This window comes from Methanococcoides sp. AM1, assembly GCF_900774055.1.
In the GTDB taxonomy this organism is placed as follows: domain Archaea; phylum Halobacteriota; class Methanosarcinia; order Methanosarcinales; family Methanosarcinaceae; genus Methanococcoides.
The window spans coordinates 295531-319469 of the sequence record NZ_CAAGSW010000005.1; the positions used below are offsets into that span (position 1 = coordinate 295531).

At 44.0% G+C, this 23939-nt stretch carries 28 protein-coding genes; 9 read left to right on the forward strand and 19 right to left on the reverse strand.

From position 1 onward, the window contains the following. Positions 1 to 10: 10 nt before the first annotated feature. Genes E7X57_RS10685 through E7X57_RS10700 form a run of 4 tightly spaced genes read right to left on the reverse strand, consistent with a single transcriptional unit; the run spans position 11 to position 2765 of the window. Positions 11 to 598, reverse strand: coding sequence for a hypothetical protein (locus E7X57_RS10685; RefSeq protein WP_244603681.1), 588 nt, complete (start codon positions 596 to 598; stop codon positions 11 to 13). A 46-nt stretch (positions 599 to 644) separates the two neighbouring features. Continuing rightward, positions 645 to 1190: an XTP/dITP diphosphatase gene (locus E7X57_RS10690; RefSeq protein WP_135612948.1), complete on the reverse strand. Its 546-nt coding sequence runs from the start codon at positions 1188 to 1190 to the stop codon at positions 645 to 647. Further along, on the reverse strand, positions 1183 to 1755 hold the full coding sequence (locus E7X57_RS10695; RefSeq protein ID WP_135612949.1) for a Kae1-associated kinase Bud32: 573 nt from the start codon (positions 1753 to 1755) through the stop codon (positions 1183 to 1185). The genes E7X57_RS10690 and E7X57_RS10695 overlap by 8 nt, the downstream gene beginning before the upstream one ends. Continuing rightward, entirely contained in the window at positions 1755 to 2765 is a 1011-nt protein-coding gene (locus tag E7X57_RS10700) for a bifunctional N(6)-L-threonylcarbamoyladenine synthase/serine/threonine protein kinase (RefSeq protein ID WP_135612950.1), read from the reverse strand. Before E7X57_RS10700 ends, E7X57_RS10695 begins: the two co-directional genes overlap by 1 nt. A 114-nt stretch (positions 2766 to 2879) precedes the next feature. On the opposite strand from E7X57_RS10700, the gene E7X57_RS10705 reads away from it, so the two are divergent. The 4 genes from E7X57_RS10705 (at position 2880) to E7X57_RS10720 (ending at position 7073) form a co-directional block, all read left to right on the forward strand. Continuing rightward, positions 2880 to 3155 carry a hypothetical protein gene (locus E7X57_RS10705; RefSeq protein ID WP_135612951.1) on the forward strand — a complete coding sequence of 92 codons (276 nt, stop codon included), beginning with the start codon at positions 2880 to 2882 and terminating at the stop codon, positions 3153 to 3155. Positions 3156 to 3733: 578 nt separating this feature from the next. Next, complete coding sequence (locus E7X57_RS10710; protein ID WP_135612952.1) at positions 3734 to 4279, forward strand: hypothetical protein; 546 nt, start codon at positions 3734 to 3736, stop codon at positions 4277 to 4279. After that, positions 4276 to 5142: a hypothetical protein gene (locus E7X57_RS10715; protein WP_135612953.1), complete on the forward strand. Its 867-nt coding sequence runs from the start codon at positions 4276 to 4278 to the stop codon at positions 5140 to 5142. The genes E7X57_RS10710 and E7X57_RS10715 overlap by 4 nt, the downstream gene beginning before the upstream one ends. After that, positions 5139 to 7073, forward strand: a complete 1935-nt coding sequence (locus E7X57_RS10720) for a HEAT repeat domain-containing protein (RefSeq protein WP_135612954.1) — start codon at positions 5139 to 5141, stop codon at positions 7071 to 7073. Before E7X57_RS10715 ends, E7X57_RS10720 begins: the two co-directional genes overlap by 4 nt. Before the next feature lie 118 nt (positions 7074 to 7191). Here the strand turns inward: E7X57_RS10720 and E7X57_RS10725 are convergent, their stop codons facing one another. From E7X57_RS10725 to E7X57_RS10750, 6 genes are all read right to left on the reverse strand, one after another. Further along, entirely contained in the window at positions 7192 to 8313 is a 1122-nt protein-coding gene (locus E7X57_RS10725) for a DNA topoisomerase IV subunit A (protein ID WP_135612955.1), read from the reverse strand. A 1-nt stretch (position 8314) separates the two neighbouring features. Further along, positions 8315 to 10183, reverse strand: coding sequence for a DNA topoisomerase VI subunit B (locus E7X57_RS10730; RefSeq protein WP_135612956.1), 1869 nt, complete (start codon positions 10181 to 10183; stop codon positions 8315 to 8317). 254 nt (positions 10184 to 10437) lie between these two features. After that, the gene (locus E7X57_RS10735) at positions 10438 to 10869 is read right to left on the reverse strand and encodes a nucleoside deaminase (RefSeq protein WP_135612957.1); all 432 of its coding nucleotides are present in this window, start codon (positions 10867 to 10869) and stop codon (positions 10438 to 10440) included. A 57-nt stretch (positions 10870 to 10926) separates the two neighbouring features. Next, positions 10927 to 12153, reverse strand: coding sequence for a U32 family peptidase (locus tag E7X57_RS10740; RefSeq protein ID WP_135612958.1), 1227 nt, complete (start codon positions 12151 to 12153; stop codon positions 10927 to 10929). Between the two features lie 80 nt (positions 12154 to 12233). Beyond that, positions 12234 to 12332: a GyrI-like domain-containing protein gene (locus E7X57_RS12905; RefSeq protein WP_305791978.1), complete on the reverse strand. Its 99-nt coding sequence runs from the start codon at positions 12330 to 12332 to the stop codon at positions 12234 to 12236. Between the two features lie 12 nt (positions 12333 to 12344). Next, positions 12345 to 12683, reverse strand: coding sequence for a hypothetical protein (locus tag E7X57_RS10750; RefSeq protein ID WP_135612959.1), 339 nt, complete (start codon positions 12681 to 12683; stop codon positions 12345 to 12347). A gap of 209 nt (positions 12684 to 12892) precedes the next feature. Here E7X57_RS10750 and E7X57_RS10755 point away from each other — a divergent pair, with 209 nt between their 5' ends. Then, positions 12893 to 13255, forward strand: a complete 363-nt coding sequence (locus tag E7X57_RS10755; protein WP_135612960.1) for a hypothetical protein — start codon at positions 12893 to 12895, stop codon at positions 13253 to 13255. A 36-nt stretch (positions 13256 to 13291) separates the two neighbouring features. Here E7X57_RS10755 and E7X57_RS10760 read toward each other — a convergent pair whose 3' ends face one another. The 9 genes from E7X57_RS10760 to ahbA form a co-directional block, all read right to left on the reverse strand. Beyond that, complete coding sequence (locus E7X57_RS10760) at positions 13292 to 14071, reverse strand: dihydroorotate dehydrogenase electron transfer subunit (RefSeq protein WP_135612961.1); 780 nt, start codon at positions 14069 to 14071, stop codon at positions 13292 to 13294. Continuing rightward, positions 14071 to 14973 (reverse strand): dihydroorotate dehydrogenase, encoded by a 903-nt coding sequence (locus tag E7X57_RS10765; RefSeq protein WP_135612962.1) that lies wholly within the window; start codon positions 14971 to 14973, stop codon positions 14071 to 14073. The genes E7X57_RS10760 and E7X57_RS10765 overlap by 1 nt, the downstream gene beginning before the upstream one ends. 22 nt (positions 14974 to 14995) lie before the next feature. Continuing rightward, positions 14996 to 15925, reverse strand: a complete 930-nt coding sequence (hemC, locus tag E7X57_RS10770; RefSeq protein ID WP_135612963.1) for a hydroxymethylbilane synthase — start codon at positions 15923 to 15925, stop codon at positions 14996 to 14998. A 25-nt stretch (positions 15926 to 15950) separates the two neighbouring features. After that, complete coding sequence (gene hemL, locus E7X57_RS10775; RefSeq protein ID WP_135612964.1) at positions 15951 to 17219, reverse strand: glutamate-1-semialdehyde 2,1-aminomutase; 1269 nt, start codon at positions 17217 to 17219, stop codon at positions 15951 to 15953. Positions 17220 to 17295: 76 nt separating this feature from the next. Continuing rightward, positions 17296 to 18270: a porphobilinogen synthase gene (hemB, locus tag E7X57_RS10780; RefSeq protein ID WP_135612965.1), complete on the reverse strand. Its 975-nt coding sequence runs from the start codon at positions 18268 to 18270 to the stop codon at positions 17296 to 17298. Positions 18271 to 18281: 11 nt separating this feature from the next. Next, positions 18282 to 19550: a glutamyl-tRNA reductase gene (hemA, locus tag E7X57_RS10785; RefSeq protein ID WP_135612966.1), complete on the reverse strand. Its 1269-nt coding sequence runs from the start codon at positions 19548 to 19550 to the stop codon at positions 18282 to 18284. Between the two features lie 92 nt (positions 19551 to 19642). Next, complete coding sequence (locus E7X57_RS10790; protein WP_135612967.1) at positions 19643 to 20323, reverse strand: bifunctional precorrin-2 dehydrogenase/sirohydrochlorin ferrochelatase; 681 nt, start codon at positions 20321 to 20323, stop codon at positions 19643 to 19645. Then, complete coding sequence (gene ahbB / locus E7X57_RS10795; protein ID WP_244603682.1) at positions 20324 to 20803, reverse strand: siroheme decarboxylase subunit beta; 480 nt, start codon at positions 20801 to 20803, stop codon at positions 20324 to 20326. Continuing rightward, positions 20793 to 21248, reverse strand: coding sequence for a siroheme decarboxylase subunit alpha (gene ahbA, locus E7X57_RS10800; protein ID WP_135612968.1), 456 nt, complete (start codon positions 21246 to 21248; stop codon positions 20793 to 20795). Before ahbA ends, ahbB begins: the two co-directional genes overlap by 11 nt. 266 nt (positions 21249 to 21514) lie before the next feature. Here ahbA and E7X57_RS10805 point away from each other — a divergent pair, with 266 nt between their 5' ends. From E7X57_RS10805 to E7X57_RS10820, 4 genes are all read left to right on the forward strand, one after another. Then, complete coding sequence (locus E7X57_RS10805) at positions 21515 to 22075, forward strand: archaellin/type IV pilin N-terminal domain-containing protein (protein ID WP_135612969.1); 561 nt, start codon at positions 21515 to 21517, stop codon at positions 22073 to 22075. A 14-nt stretch (positions 22076 to 22089) separates the two neighbouring features. Continuing rightward, the gene (locus E7X57_RS10810; protein ID WP_135612970.1) at positions 22090 to 22650 is read left to right on the forward strand and encodes an archaellin/type IV pilin N-terminal domain-containing protein; all 561 of its coding nucleotides are present in this window, start codon (positions 22090 to 22092) and stop codon (positions 22648 to 22650) included. Between the two features lie 123 nt (positions 22651 to 22773). Next, positions 22774 to 23478: a hypothetical protein gene (locus E7X57_RS10815; RefSeq protein WP_135612971.1), complete on the forward strand. Its 705-nt coding sequence runs from the start codon at positions 22774 to 22776 to the stop codon at positions 23476 to 23478. Then, positions 23463 to 23936 (forward strand): hypothetical protein, encoded by a 474-nt coding sequence (locus E7X57_RS10820; RefSeq protein WP_135612972.1) that lies wholly within the window; start codon positions 23463 to 23465, stop codon positions 23934 to 23936. The genes E7X57_RS10815 and E7X57_RS10820 overlap by 16 nt, the downstream gene beginning before the upstream one ends. Positions 23937 to 23939: the final 3 nt, after the last annotated feature.

Sequence of the window (23939 nt, forward strand, 5' to 3'; positions counted from 1 at the left end):
GTCTTTAAGATCAGAAATGGCTTAGAGTTTGCTTTTTACCATCAAAAACAAGCTCGAAGGTAAACTCCCCGTTGATCGGACCTTCTATCACTACGCCCTCACTAATGTTCCCATACGAATAGGCATCCTCATCGAATACCCATTTGTTATCATCAAAAATGCCTTTTCTAAATAATACTGGTTCACCGCTGATAAGAACACGTGTTTTAACTCCGCTGGCATAGCTGCAGAGAATAGTGTTGTCTTCCACAGACCATGCCGTGTTCGTAAGGTTCCCATCAGCATCGGGATCTGGATCAACTCCGAAAGCGACATAATTCACATGGTCCGGCATGGAAAGTTCCACAGTGCACATCGAACCATCCGTACCCTTTGAAGAAATATCCCTGGCATAGCCATGCTGTATGGAGGAGATCTTCAGGGCAGCATCTTCCAGCTGCCTGTCAACATCAGCATCATCCATTACAGGAGAAATGTTGTTCCATGAAACTGCTGCAAGCACCACTACAAGAGCAGTGATCGTAAGATAGACCACCATTTTCAGCGGGATGGTGTCCACACCACGAGTATCTTCAAGAAAACGTTGAAGGTAGCCCACGATCACTCACCTGAAAGATAGAATAAAACAAATCGGCTGGACAGCATCAGTCCAGCCACTCGAAGAACTTGTCAAGTGCCCTGCGCCTGTGGGAAAATGTGTTCTTAATCTCAGTCCCAAGTTCACCGAAGGTCTTTCCCTCGTACTCGAATATCGGATCATATCCAAACCCGCCGGTACCGCGCTCCTCAAAGGCGATCTTTCCTTCCACAGTACCTGTGAAAACGGAAGGTTCACCCCCGGGTTCGCAATAGCCGATCACCGACTTGAATACGGCGGTCCTGTCTTCCTCATCTTCCATGAGCTTCAGGACCTTCTGGTTTCCGAGATTATCCTCCACAAATGCTGAATACGGGCCGGGAAACCCATTCAGTGCATTGATGAACAGACCGGAATCATCTACCATAACAGGATGTTTTAGTTTTTCAGCAGCCCATTTTGCACCGTATGAAGCAATAGGCTCAAGATCATCTTCCTGAAGTTCGGGATAGCCATCCGCATTCTGCATCAGCTCAATGTCCTTTGCAGCCAGTATCTCCTTTGCTTCTCCGAACTTTCCCTTATTTCCAGTAACAAATACCATTTTACGCATAACGACCCCTCTTTTCGATCTCTTTTATCCGAAGCAGAACATCATCTGCTTTGTCAAGTTTCCTTCTGTAACCACGACAGAATGCTTCAATCAGCTCTTCATAATTTGCATGTGTACTTTCAAATGTCTGGAAAAGCACATGGACATCCACACCTCTGGACTCCACCGAACCGTCGACGAATGACAGCCCAAAATCTATCAGGTAAATACGACCATCCTTTACGATCATATTGGAAGTTGTAAGATCTCCATGGATTATCCCACCGCTGTGAAGCCGGCCGATAACCTCGCCCACCATTTCACACAGCTCAGCATCCACCAGATATTTCAATGGCTTTCCATCAATGAACTCCATCTCAATTGTATAATCATAGATATCATGAATAATCGGAGTTGCAACACCACACCGTCTGGCCTCTGACATCAGGCGTGCTTCTGCTCGCGTCCTTTCCTTACGGATCCTCTCATCCAGCTCCTGAACCCTGTACCGTTTAGGTATGCGTTCCTTGACCACGAAACCATCTTTAAGGCTTACATTGGCCTCCGCACCACTTCTCAGGTACATCAAAGCACCTCCTGATGCTTATCAGCGATCCATGTGACATCCACGGTATCGGGCCTGAAGCTTGGATCAACGTGTGAGTTTTCAATAGGGGTGGTGGTTCCTGACTTGAACATCAGCAGGCCGGTGTATGCGATCATTGCACCGTTGTCACCCATGAACTTCCTTTCCGGAACATAGAAACGTGCTTCGCGATCATCACACATCACATCCAGCATCTCCCTGAGCCTCATGTTCGCACCCACACCACCTGCAAGAAGCACCTCGCTCTTGCCGGTATGTGCAAGTGCACGCTCTGTTACCTCCACAAGCATTGCAAAAGCATTCTCCTGGAAAGAGTAACACACATCTTCAAGTGAAGAAGAACTCAGCGCATCTTTGGCAGCCGTGGAAAGTCCGGAAAATGAGAAATCCATGCCTTTGACAACATAAGGCATTTTGACATAGCCTGTAGCTCCCTTTGCATATTCCTCTACCTTTGGACCCCCAGGGTGGCTTAAGCCTGCGCTCCTTGCAAACTTATCAAGTGCATTCCCGATGCCAATATCAAGGGTCTCACCGAATATCCGGTATTTTCCAGCCCTGTGGGCAAGGACCTGCGAATTACCTCCACTTACATACAGTACAACCGGATCATTTGCCGGTGTCTTCCACCTTCCGATCTCGATGTGTGCAATACAGTGATTCACACCCACCAGAGGAACATCAAGTGACATTGCAAGTGCTCTTGCAGATGTGGCAACGGTCCTGAGACATGCACCAAGCCCCGGGCCCTGTGAGAATGCAATTGCATCAATATCATTTGGATGGTGGCCTTTCTCCTTAAATTCCTTCAGGAGCCTTTCGATAACAGCAGATGCATACAATGCATGATGCTGGGCAGCTTCCCTGGGATGGATACCGCCGATCGCCGGACGATATGTTTCCGTGACCTCTGCGATAACATCGTCTTCGTCAACAATTGCTGCACTCAGGTTCCATGCTGTGCCTTCTATACCAAGAACTGTGGTCAATAAATAAGTCTCCTTGAAAAGTAATGTCGTTTTTTGTGTGTATTAACCTTGCGTCCTTACATATAACTTACCAGTTGAGAAACGTTTTAGTAGTTAGCAAGACAATCCACCATCATGGAAGAGAAGAGCAGAACAACCATAAAAGCAAACAGCAAACCAGAGATCACTACCGAGGAGCTCCTGCGAAACATCGGTCAACCACATCTTGGAACACACATACCACCATCACTAAGTGATGAGCTTCCTGCCCTTGATGGAATTGAGTTCATGCCACACAAGACAGCCGGATTACAGTCACCAGCAGATATGTGGATCGACAAAGCAAGGATCAGCGATAACATTCACAAAAAAACTGTTGTGGAGAAGATCCTGAAGGGTAAAACACTCTAAATTCAGACACTTTAAACTAAGATGATCAAAACAAAGTGATCATTATTAAACCTGCTTTTGCAGTTTCACAACCGGAAGATAACTATTTTTCTTCCTGAAGTCAAGTGAGAGTTTGGCATTAAAACAAGCTCTCCTATTTTACTGAAAAAAATGATTCATAGAGATTTTCTTCCTCTGAATGACAAGAGCATGGAAAATTGAATGGCTCTTTTTGGATCTTTCAAATCGATTTTCTGACAATAATTATCAAAAGTTGGACTAAAGAGAAGATATTCTCTTAAAATATCAGACCTTTTAAAGCCAGATATTTAAGCCAAAAACCGATTATTTTGAACTTTTCTTTACGTTCAAACCATTTCTGATTTTATCTGATCACCAATTTATTAATGAAAAATTACACAAAAAATAGCACCATATTAAAATAACATTGATAAGTTAGTTATTGTAATAAATTTAATTTTCAACATCAAGAAGCAGTGGTCTTACAAGCATGAGACGTCAAAGCTTCCGGTCAAAGTTAAATTATATCATTTGTTTCACACATACCTAATTTTGTAGAAAGTGAGATGGTGTAATTGATGATGTCCAGAATAAGAACAATCGTTACAGCAGGAATCTTCATATTATCAAGTATAGTTGTGATCAATGTACTTCTGGTAAACAATCCTGTTGTCATACAAGTGGAAGGCGATGCTTTCAAAATAGTAGATATTCCCTACAAATATACGATCAATGAAGCATACATGCTACTATTCTCTGCCTTCCTCTGTGGATTTTGCCTCGCATTGATACTCCTAGACAATAGTATCTTTCAAACCGTTTCCCATGAGCCGGAATTCAGGGAGGATAATTCATTGGAGAGCTCTCAAGAACCAGAGAAACGGGATTTTTCAGGAATCATATTGAAAGCCCTTACAGGGGATGAAAGGAAGACCGTTGAAATTATCCTGAATAACGATGGTCGTATCCTTCAGAATGAACTTGTAAATTCCCTTGATTTTTCAAAGGCCAAGGTATCAAGGATCCTCATCAATCTTGAAAAGCGTGGAATTGTCAGGAAAAGTAAGTATGGACTTACAAATTGCATCTCACTGGCTGATGACATAAGGGGTGAAACGAAATGAGAAAAGAATTTCTAATCATTGCATTGGTCATATTCATACTGATATTTGCAGGAATCTTTCTGCATAAAGGGGAAAGCGATGATGTTAGTATTGTTGCTTTAAACACTCCCCCTACAATGGGTTTGGATGTGATCGGTCAGTTAGAGGTTGTTATCAAGAACAATGAAAGTCACATGGTCGATATAAGTCTCGATGTGAAAAATGCTTTTGTTGATGAGAACGGAAGAGGCCTGTCGACTTCGAGAATGATGATATCAGGTATATCTGGTGAAAACCAGGATAAATATGACTATGATGCCATATCCGGCAAAGTAACTTTGTCTCCGGGAGAGAACAGAATACTGGTACTTGTTGGCTATGAAGCAACCGGAACTTATGACGTGGAAGTTAAACTTTACCAAAATGAGCAGGTCATTGATGAAAAGGTGACATCAATTGAGGTTCTGCCACCTAAATTATCGGTGGAACTGGAGTACACGGAAAAGCGATCCGATGATATGCTGATCTATATGATAGATGGCTACATTCTAAATGAAGGTCCTGGCAGAGCAGAAGATGTCGATGCAACTATCATAATATCTAACCTTGAATCCGGAGAAGTCCTATCCTCGGAAAAATATCAGTATTATGTTGGTGGAAATACGAAAACTTCATTGAGCGAATGGAGGGACCTGCCTGCAGCAATTATTGAACTATCGGACACAGGCGATTCTGAGAAATCATACATGCCCCTGGAAAGTGTTGTTAAGGGGAAAAGGGGAGAAGCATACCTTGTAACTGTAGAAGCTAGATGGAATGATCAAAATGTTTCATCAGAATTGATCATACCGAATAGCTATGAACAAAAGGGGGATTCATTATGAAGAGAGCATTAGAATTTACATTCGGTCGTTCGTTGAACTGCAAAGGTTTCATCAAAATATGTCTACTAATCACACTGGTAATCGGATTTTCTCTTGGTTGTGTTGATACAGACAAGACTCCTGACAAAGAACATGTATTAGAGGACATTAAAAGTGAAAATGAATCAATTCGCCTGAATGCCACAGAGGATATAGCAAGAATTGGCGATGAAGAATCGATAGATATTCTAATTGGAATACTAGTGGACAAGAATGAAGCTATAAATATCCGAGTAGGTGCTGCAAACGCCATTGGGGAAACAGGAAATGAAAAATCTATAGCACCACTTATTTCAGTTTTGGAAGAGAATAATACTGTTCTTGTGACTGAAGTATCTGAAAGTCTGGTACAATTTGGTGATCCTGCGACAGAAATGCTCATTAATAGACTTGCTGCTAGTGATAATTCCGTGTTAAGTTCTAACCTGAAATATGTACTTAAATCGATAGCAGTTGATGATATTGAATATTTTATTGAAAACCTAGACAATGATGATGAATCTGTCCGAAGATATACTGCCATAGTTCTTGCTGAGATGGGGGATGAGAGGACATTAAATGCTCTCATTGATGCACTTGATGATGATAATGCGAATGTCAGAAGTTCTGCTGTTCAAGGTCTCGGAAATATTGGTAACAAGAAAGCTGTGCCTCCCCTGATTCAAATTATGACTAATACAAGTGAACCTACGCAGATTCGAAGTAATGCTGCAATTGCTCTTGGACAAATTGGGGATTCCGATTCATTGGAGCCTTTGACCAAAATGTTAAAAGACGAAGATTGGTTGGTGCCAAGGAGCGCCGCAGTAGCTCTTGGAGAAATGGGTAATAGTGAAGCGATACCTTATCTTAATGATGCATTAAGAGATGATGACGTTAACGTTGTAGTAAAATCTGCCATGTCTCTGGAAAAACTGAATGTCAGTGGGGTTGACCAATTAATTGATCTGTTGGATGATAAGGACAAAACGGTACAGAAAAATGCAGCATCTGCCCTAGGCAGTATCGGAGACGAAAGGGCTATAGACCCTCTGATAGATCTACTCGAAGGCGAAAATGAAGATGAAAATGTCAGGGGAGCTGCTGCAAGTTCATTAGGACAAATTAGAGATGAAGGTGCTGTTACACCCCTTATTAGAGTACTTGAGGATGCAAATGAGTCTGCCACAGTGAAGAAGAACGTAATATATGCACTATGGATGATAGGGGACGAAAGAGCAACGCAACCACTAATTGAGAGATTGGCTGATGAAGATCCAGAAATCCGTAAATCTGCAGTGGTTGCACTTGGGGAAATGGGAGATGAAAACGCAGTAGATGCACTTATCTTGTCGCTGGAGGATGAGAACTGGAGGGTGAGAATATCCGCAGTTGGGTATCTTCAGAATTTTGATGACGATAAAATCGTGATTCCGATTAGCAATCTGCTGAGCGATGAATATTGGGCTGTAAGAAAAACAGCAGCACGTTCACTTGGCAGCGTTGGAAACCAGCAGGCAGTACCTCCACTCGTTGAGGCGATTGGGGTGGAAAAAGAACAGGATGTTAAGACTGCTATGGTAGGAGCTCTGGGAGACATTGGTAATGAATCAGCCGTTGAGATCTTAATCCAGCTATTGCAGGACAAGTCCGAATTCCTGGGTGTTCGGGAAACCGCAGCAACATCTCTTAGAAAAGCCGGGAATGAACAAGCAGTGGATCCATTAATTCAGGTAATGCTGGACAAAACGGAAGCAGTTGATCTAAGGATAGAAGCTGCAAATTCGCTTGGGAGGATCGGAGATCATGATGCGATCGATGCACTTTCCCGGATGTCCCAGGATCCGAATGAGCATCCCACCTTAAGAGCAGCTGCGGACGAAGCCATTGAAAAAATAGGAAGTATTCCGTAAGCAGCCCTGAACAGTTAAAGTAAATAGAACCGTTCTTAGTCGTGTTTGAATCGGCCAAAATTCAAAAACAACTAAGAACAAGCACTTTTTTTTCAACAATACACCAAAAGAGAATGGATCAGATAATATCCATCTCACTCAACCTGTTCGGAAGATAAGTATCCGTCACGAAATCAAGACCTTTTCCTGCAAAGGCTTGTTGTTCGGCCTTTTTCTTAATGCTAAGTTGCAGGCTTATCTGTTCTTTCCAGTAGTCATTCGCAAACCTCGGATCGGTCAGTTCACTTCTCAATGCATCAATATCCTTGTCCGTCAGCTTGTCAGTGGAAAGTTCGTATTCCACGATATCGGATGGCTGTACACCGATGAACTTGGCTGCAGGTGTTGCCATGAACTCTGAAAGGTGAGCACTCTTAATAGCACCGTATGCAACCGATGCGAATATCCTGTAGGACCATGGGTCACCATCAGTAAAGACCACCACAGGAATGCCCAGCTCTTCGTTCATCCTCTTGATAAGACGGCGTGTTGACCTTGCAGGCTGTCCTTTAAGGTGCACAAGGATGGCATTGTACTTCTCATCAAAGCCATTCTCGATGAGCCTCGCGTACATACCACCAGTCTCGATCGCAATGATGAATTTAGCATCGTGGTCAAGGAACTCGATATTCTCAACATTGAACGGGATCTGGTAGCCACTTTCACCAATATCTTCCTGGCAGTGTATGACACGTGCACCACGTTTTGTTTCTTCCCTGATCCTGATAGGACCGAACATGGTAGCACCATCCTCCTCAGGACGCATGTGGAAATATTCCCTCTGAAGTGCTGTTATGATCTCAAGGTCTTCGATCAGCCTGTTACTCTCCGCCTGTTCACGGAACTTGGCGATATCCCAGTTCTCTGAGATATAATACAACTCCCTTAAGGTCGAACCACGATCCTGCGACAGGTGGTTCTTTACGAGGAAATCGATCGAGTGCACGGTCTTGAGAAGCTGGAAAGCACCTTTGACGGTCTTGGCGGTCCTCTGGGTCTCACGATCACCATAGACCCAGACATCGCTTTCCTCACTATACTCGATGTTGTTCTTGGTACGGCTTGAGATACTGACATTCGGGACGATCTCATCCACGAACTGGTCATATAAATTCTCGGTCAGCCCGAGCAAGCGGTTCTTTGCCAGCAGATCATGCTGTTTTTTCTGTTGTGAATATTTTGACTCTACATCGTCTGCCATTTCAGATCACCCCTTTGATCGCTTTTGCACCTGTAACCAGTTCTTCCTCCAGACCCTCGACGATCAATTGCGGAAGCCTTGCTACCTCAGCTTCGGTAATGGTTTCCAGATCGTAGGTCACTGCTTTGGAAGCCTCAGGAGAAAGTTTCAGGGTCCACACATAATCAAAATCACTTCCCATTGAGATGATCTTAGGTTCAGGCACTACCCCTTTGATCTCGTACGGAAGCATGTCATGCAACTTGAACTCAGCAAGCTTGCTGCCATAGTTCTTCACAGTTACGGAAACATTCGCTCCGCCATTGCCATTCAGGTTAACCTTTCGCATCACAAGAAGATTACCCATGACCTTTGCAACCACAGGATTGATGTCAGGAATTTCCCGATCAAGGGTCTCGGCAAGTTTCTGTGCCATCTTTGGCAGCACTTTGGTGATTATGACCTCTTTCTCACGCCTCTTCTTCAATGTACCCTGGCGGTTCAGGTAGCGATTCAGCTTCCTTGACACTTCTTTGATAGCAAGCTCCACCTCATCCCTTATCTCAGGGATCTCAGCAATGGCATCCTTGGATTCGGAAGTGAAAGGAACATTGGTTGATGCAACGTGAACAAGAAGTACCACAGGTCCGGTTGGCATTCCGCCACCGGGCTGGTTCAGACCATACTGTTTCCACTTAATACCCTCTACTGCATGGGTTGTTACGCAACCACCCTGCTGGTAGAGAAGGGGAACACGATTAGCAAACCTCATTATATCGATACGATCATCCTTCTGGAGATCTCCACCATACGCAATGCCAACTTCCACAACGAAAGGATTTCCTGAGAACACGGAAGCTGAACGGGTGGTTGTTGCGATAAAGTCAACACTAAACTCTTTTTCAAGACCTTTGTAGATAAGGTCTTCACCGATAGGAGACAGGCAATCGGTAGGAGGAGCCATTATCTTTACATTCTTGAATGCGTCCAGCAGTTTCTTAGACATATCCCTTGATATTTCCGAAGGAGGAAGCTCGGGATCAAGTCCGGCTGCTTTGCAGATCTCCTCAGCGGTAAGTAAACCGATCTTGGAAAAAGAATATCGCAAAAATGGTGCAAGCTTCTGGCGCTCGGTGTAGCGAAGCATCTTCATAAGCGTACCAAGTTCGATGCCATGAGGATGTGGCAGGATCTCCTTTGCAGGTACAGGAAGTTTGTCTGTTGCCCTTTCAAAGACAACCTCATTGCCATCCGGCTCTATCAATGTGAGCCTGGCATGAGGATTAACAATGGCAGTAGCCTTCAGGTACTCATAGATCGACTGCCTGCGTCCTTTGACATAAGATGCTTCCATTTCCAGTTCCACACGTGTACCATGGGGACGATCCCAGTCGATGACCTCATCACGAAGGATCTCAGGATCGTTGGTACTGGTATTGATCATGAGCTCATAATAGTGAGCAGGGGAACCACTGCCGATCTTGGATATGATCTTGGTAGGATGACCTGCTGTCAGCTGGGCATAAAGAACAGAAGCAGATATTCCGATACCCTGCTGTCCACGGCTCTGTTTCAGTGCATGGAATCGAGAACCATAAAGCAGTTTTGCGAATACCTTCGGAATCTGCTCTTTAACAATACCGGGACCATTATCCTCCACGATCACAGAAACATTATCTTTTCCCACACGTTCAATGTGAAGCAGGATATCCGGTAGGATCTCCGCTTCCTCACATGCATCAAGGGAGTTATCTACTGCTTCTTTTACGGTCGTGATCAGACTGCGAGGGGCTGAATCAAAACCAAGGATCTGCCTGTTCTTTTCAAAAAATTCTGCAACACTTATCGCTTGTTGCTTTTTTGCAAGTTCTTCTGCAATTGGGGCTGCCATAAAATATTCATCCTTAGCTGGTAAAAACTGATAGGAATAACAACTGTACATATCCTGAGATATTTCAGGACCTACTGACTGTAATCATTAAAAAATGGAATACAAGATATTTATTAGTTTGCAGCCATCACGACTTTTGGTGTGAGTACTACAACAGTATTTCTGGAAAATTTTCCACCAAAAATAAAAGAGAAGGACAGATCGATAACGATTGCATCGATCACCTCATTTGATCATATCATAATATGATAGGATCATTCACCAATATCTTCGTTCCAGAGTTCCGGATTCTTATTAATGAAATCTTCCATCATGTCCACACATTCATCGAGATCAAGGTCAATCACTTCAACCCCGTGAGATTCCATGAATTCCTTTGCACCCGGAAAGGTCCTGGATTCGCCAACGATGACCTTCTTTATTCCAAATTGCACGACAGCACCAGCACAAAGATAGCATGGCATCAAAGTGGAATAAAGAGTTGAATCGCGATAATTCCCGATCCTTCCTGCATCCCTGAGACATGAAATTTCAGCATGTGCCATTGGATCATCCTGTTGAACACGTAAGTTGTGACCCTGACCAATAATACTATCATCCCTGACAAGAACTGAACCAATAGGAATTCCGCCATCATTAAGTCCCGATCTTGCTTCATCTATTGCTACTTGCATAAATTTATCCATAGCTTCACACCCTAATAATTAAAGTAAAATATATTAATGCTAGAAATAAATTACTGCTCAGGATCGATCAGGGACTTCCAGTTTGTAAACCCGGTCATTCTCACGTACCTTGCCCTCAATAGCAAGACCTACCACATCCCCTGATTCCGCCTTTTGGACAGGACCATCATCATTCCTTATCTCTTTGACCTTCTGCTCAAGATAGGTATTCTTGCCTTCAATGATGATATCATCACCTACCTCAAGACTGGTCTCCAAAAGCTTTACTTCTGCAGCACCCTGTTTCCTGTAGTAGTTGGTCACAACTCCTACAGCCTGTCTTTTAATAACAGAGATATTCATATCCCGCTCTATAGCCATACCGTCAGGACCGGGAATACCGAAATAGAACCCTGTGGAAAAGCCCCGGTTAAAAACGGATGACATCTCTTCCTTCCAGCCAGCGGCTTTCTCCCGACTATACGTTCCATCCCTGTATGCATCAAGTGCTTCACGATAACATCGGGAAACTGTTGAAGTATATCTTGTATCCCTTAACCTGCCTTCAACCTTGAAAGCATCCACACCTGCATTGATGAGTTCAGGAATATGTTCTATCATGCAAAGATCCCTTGCACTAAGCAGGTACTTACCATCAATATCAACTTCACTTCCATCCTCACCGACCAGCTTCCAGCCCCAGCGACACGGCTGGGAACATTCTCCGCAATTGCCGGACTTGCCAAGGATATAGGCTGAGAGATAACATCTGCCTGATATTGCCTGACACATGGCACCATGTACGAAAACTTCCAGTTCAGTATCGGTATTCTGTCGGATATCCTTTACCTGCTCAAGACTGAGCTCCCTTGCAAGCACCACACGGGAAGCCCCGAGGGATGCGTAGAAATTGACCGTCTGCCAGTTGGACACGTTCGCCTGTGTGGAAATATGAACCCGCAGACCCGCATCCACAGCTTTTGTTATCACAGCAGGGTCCCATGCAATGACAGCATCAACATCAGATGATGCCACTGCATCAATCACTTCATCAAGCTCAGGAAGATCATCGGGATAGATCACAGTGTTCAGTGCAAGGTAAGCATTCATGCCCTGCTCTTTAACATCGGTGACAAATGAGTTCAGGTCATCAAGAGTAATATCACAGGCCCTTGCCCTGAGGCTGAACCTGTCAACAGAAAAATAAACGCCATCGGCATAATCCTTACATGCAGAAAGGGCTGCACGGTTCTTTACACCCATCATAAGTTCCGGGATCTTGCCGGGTTTTTCAGGCTGGTCCATGGCTTAGCATCGTAAGTGATGATTTAAATTAGTTGTCGTTAGAAAACAAAGAATATAGGATGAAAAAAGAAACGATAGAATCAATCCACCGGTGCATAAATTTCAGTAAGGATCTCCTCAGGCGAAACCTCTGCAGGGTCGTTCAAGTAAACTTCCCTTGTGGGTCCTGTGATGGTCAAGCCATTCCCGGATCAGGATTCAATGAACGGAAGGGATACCCTGATGATGATCACTGATACAAGACCCCAGGCAAATGGGAGCCAGAGAGGGATGTTCAGGAACAGAGGAGCTGAGTAGGTCCAGACACCAAGATGGGTACCTATGAACTCGGCGGTGCAGCCAAGGATTATACCTGAGATATAGATGATGTTGTCACCTTTTGCAGACCACTGGTACTGCCTTGCCACATAAAGAAAGATCAGCAGGGATGTAAGGAGAATGTTGTTTTGCCAGAACATCACTGCGAGCACCAATGCAATTGCAAAGATCGCCAATTCCCTCAATATGTTTTTATTTCCGAGATTGTTCATGTTCTGCTCTAAAGTCAATCTTTATATAAGTAATATACGAGAACGGGATCAAAAAGCAGAATAAATACCCCATTCAACAGTATCAAATATTTATACTGAGAAAAGGATTTATCTCTGTTCGAGGTAATATATAAATATTGAAATACTGCAACACAGGATTTCAAGTTTCAAAATACGTATATCCAGATATGTTCGGAATGGTGGGGAACATGACCTATATTGAGGATATCGAACTTAGTGACAGTGCAAAGGCCCATGCGGAAACTTACCTGCAGAATGTTGAAATTACTGAACAGTATAGAGCACAGCTTTTCCAGTGGGTGGGAACCTATCTTGATGAGAGTACACTGGAGAACATTATTGCATACAAGAAATCCGCACACTGGGACCACCCTTTTGAATCGATCAGGTCAGAGGCTGAAAAGGACCTTGAGCTGACAACACTATACGCTTCCAGAGGAGAACAGTATAACATCGACCTGATGGTCTTTGAAGGAAACCTGCTGATACTTTTCAATGAAGTGCTTTCGAAAGCAAAAGAACATCTTGAAAAGAAGGTCGTAGCACACTAAAAATGATAAAAGGGGTTTGTGGTCAGACGATCTAGGTCAGACCTTGACCCTCTGGCTGCTGGAACTCCTTTTGTAGTTCCCGAACTCAGAATCCAGCAATAGGGAACCGTTCAGCACAGGGCCGTCCTTGCATACCCTCAAACCTTCATGATCCATACAGCAGGCACCACACACACCAATTGCGCATTTGAAATACCTGTGGAGACTGAACTCTGCACGATCATGTGCACCTTTTTCCTCTAACATCTTGAGGACATTGAACATCATGATCTCGGGTCCGCAGACACATATGCGATCATAGGCAGACACATCCATGTCGGCCAGGACAGTTGTGACAAAGCCGCATGTTCCGGCAGAGCCGTCATCTGTTGTCACATTTAGATCCCCGGCCTCAGAGAACCTCTTATCAAAAACAAGCTCTGATGCAGTCCTTGCACCGAGTATCGTTGTTACCTTTGCACCTACAGAAGCAGCCTCATCGGCAAGCGGGCCAAGTGGGGCAACGCCCACGCCACCGGCGATTATCAGGATATTCTCATCCTTTGCAGGTAATGTGAAGCCTTTTCCGAAAGGACCACGAAGACCTACCGAATCCCCTTCTTTCATCTCAAAAAGGCGGGAGGTGGCATCGCCTACTTTCTGTACAGTGATACCGTTCTTGAAAGAGCAGCCCATAGGGACCTCGTCCACGCCGCGTACCCACACCATTACGAACTGGCCCGGCTGGGCATCATCGAGAGACGTGTCAAAACGGAATGTCCTGATGGAAGGAGTTTCCTCTACGATCTTTGTTATCTTTGAATTGATTGGACGCATCAGATCACCTCATGGGCAAGACCTGTAATATCTTCGACACCGGCATATCCTTTGTCCTGCAGGAAATGATCGATTCCTGTCGCAATGTCTGCAAAGACCTCTACACCTTCATGGACAGCAGAACCGATCTGGACAGCACTTGCGCCTGCCATTATCATTTCCACTGCATCTTCCCATGTGGATACTCCACCCACGCCTATGACGGGTATCTCCAGTGCTTCATAAAGATCATAAACGCATTTGATAGCAACCGGCTTGACCGCGGAACCGGAAAGTCCGCCGAACCTGTTGCCGAGTATAGGATAGCCGGAATTGATGTCAATTGCCATTCCACGCAGGGTATTGATAGCAACAACAGCAGCAGCACCGCCGTTCTCGGCAGCCTTACCTATTGACTTAATATCAGTTACATTAGGGGTCAGCTTTACCCAAACAGGGACATCCACTGCATCACATACCGCAGCAGTTATCGCTTCCACCATGCAGGAATCGGTCCCGATGGTTGCACCGTAACCTTCCGCATGGGGACAGCTGACGTTAAGTTCAAAAGCATCAGGTTTGGAATCTGCCAGACCTTCTGCAACCTTTACAAATTCCTCAGCGTTGCCACCAAAGATGCTTGCGATCACAGAAACATCAGCACCTTCTTTTGCGATCTTAATCTCATTATCGAAATCTGCATAGGAAGGATTTGGAAGACCCATTGCGTTCAAAAAGCCACAGTCCAGCTTGACCATACTGGGATTTGGATGTCCGATCTTGGGTTCCGGACCGATGGATTTTGTCACCACCGCACCTGCACCGGAATTAGCCATACGTACAAGGGAAGCACCTGTGGTTCCCATGATGCCTGATGCAAGTATTGTGGGATTCCTGAATTCAATTCCTGTGATCTTTACCATAACATTTCACTTCCGATCAGAATCACTCATCGTCACAGCCGGACAGCTGACACACAGCATCACGGACGAGTTCCTTACCGCCCATTTCCACCAGCAATCTTCCGATACTGGCAGCATGTTCACGGTAGTTCTTCATAGGGATCATCTCGTCGATACGCACTTCATTTGTGCCATCGAGTGATAACACTTCCACAAGCACATGGATCTCATCGCCATCTTCACTCACACGTGCGAACGAACCGATAGGAACAACACAACCGCCTTCTACATCAGTTATCAATATACGTTCAACTTCGGTTTCGATTCTTGAGATCTCATGGTTCAGGACAGAACATGCATTTTCAGCTTCTCCCCCGGTCCTTGTGACAACAACGATAGTCCCTTGGTTTGCAGAAGGGCAAAATGCCTCCGGAGGAAGGCGATAGACATCCATTTCCCATCCCATGCGCTGCAAGCCTGCCTCGGCAAGCAATATTCCGTCATATAAGCCATCTTCAAGTTTCTTTATGCGTGTATTGATATTGCCTCGAAGGTCCTGTACATTGAGATCAGGACGAAAACGCAAAAGCTGTGCACGCCTGCGCATTGAGCTTGTGCCGATTATAGCCCCATCCGGAAGTTCATCCAGTGTTGAACCATCCTGAGTAAGAAGTACATCATAAGGAGAATCGCGCTTCAGAACTGCTGCAATAGCAAGCTCAGGAGGTCTTATTGTTGGAAGGTCTTTCATGGAATGAACTGCGATGTCCACTTCACCCTCGATCATCCTGTCGTCAAGTTCACGGACAAAAGCACCCACACCAGCAACCTCATGGAGCGGGCGATCTGTGAAAACATCCCCTGATGTCTTAATGATCTCTCTTTCCAGTTCATGCCCACGTTCTTCAAGCATTTTGGTCACAAGGTTTGCCTGGGCAAGAGCAAGAGCACTTCCACGGGTTCCTAGTATCATAATTATTGCTCCTCAATTACTGGAATTATTTCAGGTTAGCTGCATATGCATCGAGGGTCTTCTCAATGTCAGCATCTGTGTGTGCCATTGAAAGGAAGTTCGTCTCGAACTGGGATGGTGGCAGGAACACTCCGCTGTCAAGCATGTTGTGGAAGAACTGCAAGTAACCTTCCTTGTCACATTTGAGAACATCCTGATAGTTCAGAGGCATATCACCGAAGAATACCTTGAACATTGAACCAATACCACCGACATTATAATCAAGACCCTTATCAGCAATGATATCTGAAAGGTTGGAGCGCATCATGTCACCGGTTGCTGCAAGCTTTTCTTGTACCTTTTCCTTCTCCAGTACATCAAGGGCTGCAATACCAGCTGCAACTGATGCAGGACTGCCACTGAAGGTACCTGCCTGGTAAACAGGACCTGATGGAGATATCATGTCTATTATCTCGCGCTTACCACCGAAAACACCAATCGGAAGTCCGCCACCTACGATCTTTCCAAGGGTTGTCATATCAGGTGTAACACCAAAGTACTCCTGTGCACCACCCATAGCAAGCCTGAAACCTGTGATGACCTCATCAAAGATAAGAACAACATCGTTCTCTTCTGTGACCTTTCGGACCTCCTTCAGGTAATCGCCCTGCGGAAGTATCGGACCTATGTTACCCAGTACTGGCTCCATAATTACCGCAGCCATATCGTCCTGGTTGGACTCGATTACCTCGGTCATTGCCTCGATATCATTGTAAGCGACCTGAAGAGTGTTCTTTGTAAAATCGGCAGGAATTCCAAGGGAATCCGGCTCTCCATGTGTGGTAGCTCCAGAACCTGCCTTTACAAGCACAGCATCATGAGCACCGTGGAAGCCACCCTCGATCTTGATGAACTTGTTCTTTCCTGTAAATCCACGGGCAGCCCTGAGAGCACTCATGGTAGCTTCAGTACCTGTTGAGATAAATCTCAACATATCGATACTTGGATAAAGAGAAGCGATCTTCTCTGCAAGGGTCACCTCAAGCTGAGTTGGGGTCCCATAGAGCCAGCCTTTGTCGAGCTGGTCAATGATCGCCTGCCTGATAACAGGATTTGCATGTCCCAGGATCTTGGGACCGTATGCAAGACAGTAATCAATGTACTCATTACCATCAACATCAGTGATATGGGAGCCATTAGCTGACTCTGTGTAGAAGGGGTAAGGCTTGATAGCACGTACCGGACTGCTAACGCCACCGGGGAGAATCATTTTTGCCTTGTCGAATAGTTCCTTGGATTTGTCTAAAGTAACCATGATAACACCATTTGAAATTTGATATGTAGATTAATGCTAAGCTGAATAACTGAATTAGTGATCGTTTTCTTTTGCCTTACTTCAACATTCTTGCAAGGTCCTTTGCAAAATATGTCAGTATCATATCAGCACCTGCACGCTTGATGGACATTAATGATTCATACATCACTTTCTTCTCGTCCAGCCAGCCTTTTTCCGATGCTGCCTTGAGCATTGAGTACTCACCACTGACATTGTATGCCGCCGTAGGCATTTTGAACTCGTGCTTGATACGATAGATAATATCAAGATAAGGCAGTGCCGGCTTGACCATTACTATATCAGCGCCTTCGAGTATGTCCAGTTCAACTTCACGGATAGCCTCATCGGAATTAGCAGGGTCCATCTGGTAAGTTGAGCGATCACCAAACTGGAAACCGGAGTCTGCTGCATCCCTGAAAGGACCATAGAATGCTGAAGAATATTTTGCTGCGTAGGACATTATAGGAGTGTTCTTGAAGTTTTCCTCATCCAGTGCTGTACGGATAGCACCGATCATTCCATCCATCATACCTGAAGGTGCCACAATATCAGCACCTGCCTTTGCATGACTTACAGCGATCTTACCCAGAATGTCAAGGGTCGGGTCATTGAGAACATCCTCAGTATCAAAATCCACAATACCACAATGACCATGGCTTGTGTATTCACACATGCAGACATCAGTGATGACAACCATGTCCTTTCCAAGGTCTTCCTTGATAGCACGGACAGCCTGCTGGACAATATCCTCTTCACCATAAGAAGAGGTCCCAGTCTCATCCTTGTGTTCCGGGATGCCGAAAAGGACCAGTGCAGGAATTCCAAGATCTGCTGCATCCTTTGCATCATCAACAACCTTATCCAGAGGCAAGCGCTGGACACCGGGCATAGATGATATATCCACAATAGAATCAGTGGTCTCATCCACGAACATAGGATATATCAAGTCGTTCGCGCTAAGGTCGGTCTCCCGAACCAGATCACGTATCTTACCACTTCTTAACCTTCGCATTCTAACGTGTGGGAACATAGTATCAACTCTTATTCTGTAGCTTCATTGCTCTTCTTGATCGGACTGATATCAAATAAACGGGATACGGAATCTAAGAATTCCTCATCGTCATATTCGGCAGCATTACGTAATTTCTTGGTCGGCTCTGCCAGGATCTTGTTTGTAATAGCACGTGTAAGGTCCACAAGCACCTTGCGCTCAAAGTCACCCATCGTATGATAGGCACTCAACTTGTTAATAGCGTGTTCCATCTCGGTTTCTCTTAAACCATAGGAATTACTGTAAAGCTCTGAAATGATAACATCTGCTTTCTGACGCTTATACTGGGCCTGAAGAAGTTCGAGCTCCTGCCCAACTATGAGCTCTGCCTTCTTGGCCTCTACCATCCTCATCTGAAGATTCTTCTCATTGATAACACGCAGACCGTCAATATTGCGAAGAATTACATGCGGGATCCCTTCTACTGAAGGATCAATATCCCTCGGACTTGCAATATCAATAAGCAGAAGTTCGTTCGTACGACCATCCATTACCTTTTCCACAATATCCTTCTTCAGGACATAATGTGGAGCAGAAGTAGCACTTATTACCACATCAGCTGCGGAAACATATTTTTCAAGCTGGTCGAACATGACAGCTTCCCCACCAAGTTCTCCTGCAAGATCCTTTGCTTTCTCGTAGGTACGATTTGCAATATAGATCACATTCATATCCCTGTGTGCAAGAGCTCTTGTGACCAGAGTACCCATCTCCCCGGTACCAACGACAAGGATATTCTTGTCATTGAGACCATGCAGGATATCATCAGCAAGATCAACAGCTGCAGAAGCAATGGAAACTGCCCCCCTGTTAATGAAGGTCTCGGTACGAACTCTTTTTCCGACCTGGATAGCCTTGCTGAAAGCCGTATCCAGTACCTTTCCTACAGTACCGGCATCTTTTGCTAACAGGAACAGATCTTTCATCTGACCCAGGATCTGAGCTTCACCGATTATCATGGACTCAAGCCCGGAAGCAAGTCTGAGAAGGTGCCTTAAAGATTCATCGTGGTCATAGAACTCCACGATATTTGCTGACACGCCCATCTCCTTGGCATAATGGAACAGAACACTGCTACCCTTTGAAGAAACAACATATATTTCTACGCGGTTACATGTCTTGAGGACCGCACATTCATAGACAAGTTCATTTGAGTATAGCTGATTCAGAACGAGATCAAGGTCCCCATGCCAGGAATCCTCCATTTCCTCAACAGTAGCCTTGGCATGTGTAATGACCATACTGGATATCTCTGTCACAGTGAACCTCCACAATGAACGCGCATTAGATGTAGCATACCTTCATGAACACGAACATCGGACTTAAATTTAATGTAATGTCCCATATAATATCAACCTTTCTTGCTTATGTGCTCCTGAACTATATCAGATGCTATATTATACCCTTTTTCATATGAAACTTCAAGAGCTTCCCATACGGACCTATCTTCAAGGATCTCCCAGAGAATAGCCTTTCTTGTCTTTTGCTCTGCAACTTTGCCTTTTAGCAGATTTCGGATCTCATCCTGCAGTTTGATCATATCCCCATACTGAGGAGTGATAAAAGTTTCTATTTTCTTGCGAGTGTATTTGGATACTGCCGGACTCGAGCCAAGTGTGGATATCCCAATGGTCAGACCGCCCCTATTGATCACAGAAGGAATTACCACATCATCTGCCATATCAACACGATTGACCAATGCACCTGACCTTCGGGCAAATTCATTTATTCTATCGTTCAATCCAACCATATTGGTTGCAGGAATAACGAGGAATGCATCCATGACAAGCTCTTCAATCTTTTCGTCTGACACGGATAAAAGGTCCATGGAAACCAGCTCCACAGAAGATGAGGATGAAAGGTCCCTAAGCTCAGGAACGAAGTCCGCACTAATAACAATTGTATGCGCATAGTCCGAAAACAGGGATGCTTTGCGAAGTCCAACAGAGCCTCCGCCAAAGATGACCACTTTCCTGTCACTCAGATCAATGAAAAGAGGCAGATACCTGTGACTATCGATCTGTTCTGCCATTCACAACCTCACACCGGTCTTTTTAAACTCGCGGATACTGTATAAGAGATTGTAATCAGTTATGCCTGTGGCCCTGGATATCTCCTGTGCAACGTATTCACAATCTTCTTTTGTATAGGAATGTACCATGGTGAAAAGATTGTAAGGCCAATCCGGATAACGTGGCCTTTCATAACAGTGAGTTACCTCAGTAAAGCCTGCCATAACAGCACCTACTTCTTCAACACGCTCGTCAGGAACATTCCAGGTACACATTGCATTTGCAGTGATCCCGATAGCACGATGACCGATGGATGCACCAAATCTGCGAATAAAGCCATTTTTCTGAAGTTGTTCTATCCTGTGGACAACCTCCACCTCAGTGATCCCAAGTTCTTCTGAGATCATGGCAAACGGCGAATGTACAAATGGTATGCCATCCTGGATCAGCTTGAGAAGACGAATGTCGACCTCATCCATGACAATATTATCATTTGACATCGAATTTCACTCCTATCTTAAAAAGTCGTTTTGTAGGCAGGTTGATCAACGGACAGCCGGTCTCTTCCTGAAGATCATTTATGATCTGCTCCAGACGTTCCTTGTTAGCAGCAGACACTGTGAACCATATATTATAATCCGCCTGGCGCAAATAATTATGGGAAACTTCCTGATGTTGATTGATAAGCTCTGCGATCTCATCTATCTTTGATTCCGGAGCTTTTAATGCAACAAGAGTACTTATCCCACCTACTCTTTTTGTGTTAATAACAGGACCAATTCGGCGCACTGCACCTTCTTCTTTCAGACGGCACATGCGCTCCAGCAGTTCCTCTTCAGATATACCCAGTTGAAAGCTCATTTTTTCGAATGGATGAACATCAAGTGGAAAGTCCAGCTGGATCAGATTAAGGATATTCTTATCAATATCGTCAAGTTGTATCATTAAATGAACACCAAATCTTCTATTTTGTTTAGGCAGCAAGCCTGTTCCACATTATACAACGTAAGAAATGCATCAATATAGATGAATGAGAAATACACTACCGATCTCCGACCGCTGTAATCTTTCTCTCTTCTTGATGTATGTGTTTATATTTGTTTCCTTTCATGTCAGAAGGAAATAAAATATCTCATTATAATTATACTAATTATTAGAAAAATATATAAGCTATAAAAAACAATGAAATTGCGCCTATGAGGTGAATAAATATGTGGAACAAAATTTCAAAAGATGACAAAGCATTTACAGGACTTGAAGCAGCAATTGTCCTGATTGCCTTTGTAGTCGTGGCAGCTGTTTTCAGTTATGTCATGCTAGGGGCGGGTTTCTATACAACCCAGAAGAGCCAGGAAGTAGTACATACAGGTGTAGCGCAGGCAAGTAGCAGTGTTGCAGTAGCTGGAGATGTTATTATTAAAGGACACACATCAGACGGAAGTGCAACCGAGCTTATTTTCTATGTTACAAATACAGCTGGAGGATCAGCCGTAGATCTCAGCAAATCAATGCTGACTTACACGGACTCAGATGATTTTAAAGCTAACTGTACATGGACTTCAACAAGTATAATTGGAGATTCTGACTCTCTGGTTGAAAGAGGTGAAAAATATAAGGTCACTGCCAATCTGGGAAATTCATCATTAACCAGCCTCCCTCCTGTGAATGAACAAATAAAGTTCGAGCTCAAACCACCAGATGGAGCCGTACTTGTAATACAGAGAACCATGCCTCCAGAAATCACTGCAGGTAGTTACTACACCGTTTATTGATGAGGTGATCAAAAATGTTCAAAAGATTCTTTAATGATGATAAAGCGTTTACTGGATTGGAAGCAGCAATCGTTCTGGTAGCATTTGTAGTCGTGGCAGCTGTTTTCAGTTATGTCATGCTTGGAGCTGGGTTCTATACAACCCAGAAAAGCCAGGAAGTAGTACATACAGGTGTAGCACAGGCAAGCAGCAGCGTTGAGATAAGTGGCGACGTTATTGCAACCGGAGATACAACTAACAATGAAATTTCAAATGTGACCGTTTTTCTGCAGCTTACTGCAGGAGGATCCCCAGTTGACATCAACAAAACCATAGTCACATACACTGATATGAGCAACCATGCGTCTTTTAAGTTAACTGATTCACAGATGAATATAACTGCAAAGCACGGTGGTGCAGACAATGACACTCTTCTGGAGAAATTCGAGAAATTTGAAGTGCTTGTTGATATTAGTGCTTATGATATAGGACCAAACGAAGAGTTCCAGATTGAGATTAAGCCACCTGAGGGAGCTACCTACACTCTGGAAAGGCAGGCACCTGCTCAGATCGATGCAATAATGACACTCTATTAATGAGTGTCTCATCTTTTTTTATTTTTAGATGAGATAAAAATTATTGCCTTTTGATAACTGTTACAATTATTGAGATCGTTATTGAAATAATTATATGTATGAACAGATTCCAGGTGAGAAAAAATGGGTGATGCAGAAGGTTTCGACCAGTCAATGATTGATGATCTGATGACGAGTGCTGAAGGAGACACCATTGAATCCAAAGTTGCTGACTTGGAAAACGAGGTAGCTGAAATTAAAGGTTCTGTTAAAAACCTCCTTCTGGATATCAGAGAAACAATGAGCGTTCTTGAGAATCCATTTCAGAACATTCAGGCAATATCCAATCTTACTGCTCCAGCAAATAATCAAGCACCTTCTACTCCTTTGAATAAACCACCAATCGATGAAGTACCTGATGTAGTTGAAGTTGAAACAGTACCACAGGATACATCAGCTAATACTTCCCAGAATATAGGAGATAATGTTACAAACAGCAACGATCATGCTAAAGAAGTAAGCTTTCCTCCCGACTTTAAGCTTGTCGACCCTCTTTCATTTCATAAGACAATAATCTGGGGACGGGAGATGGTGGAAAAATATGATTCTGAAACTATGCAGGAACTAGTTGAGATATTCTCACTACTGGGCTACATCCCTGATAACATAAAAGAGATCATACTTAAAATTACAAATATCCTTTATGAAAATAATAATCTCGACGACTCGGTAATGGACCTTTACAGGCTTTATCATATACTCAATCCAGAGGATTCAAGCCTTGACTCCAAGGTCCTGGATTTCGTTCTGAATGAAAACGATGCGGAGAACCCATGTCAAACGAAGTGATAACGACATCGATACTTGTAATAGCAAGTGTTGTAGCAGTTGTAGCTTTTATTAGTGCTGTTGTTCCTTCGGTGAATGAGTTGTCACGATCTTACACTTCTGTTGCAAATGAAATGGGAACAGAGGTCAGAACTGATATAGATATCATTTTTGTTTCCAGTCAGGGAAACAACGTTTCGATCTGGATCAAAAATGTTGGTTCCTCCAGGATCCCTTTATCTTATTTTGGGATGAGTGACATATTTATCGCGTCCTCTTCTAATTACTGGCATCCTGATTTTGAAAGCACATCCAATCCCACCTGGAATTACACACTTGAAAATGGTGATGGAAATACATGGGACTCAGGTGAAACTATTAAAACAATCATCGAATTAGATAATCTACCCAGTGATACCTATAAGTTAAATTTCGTACTTTATAATGGAGTCTCTGGATCAGATATATTCTCCAAGTGATAG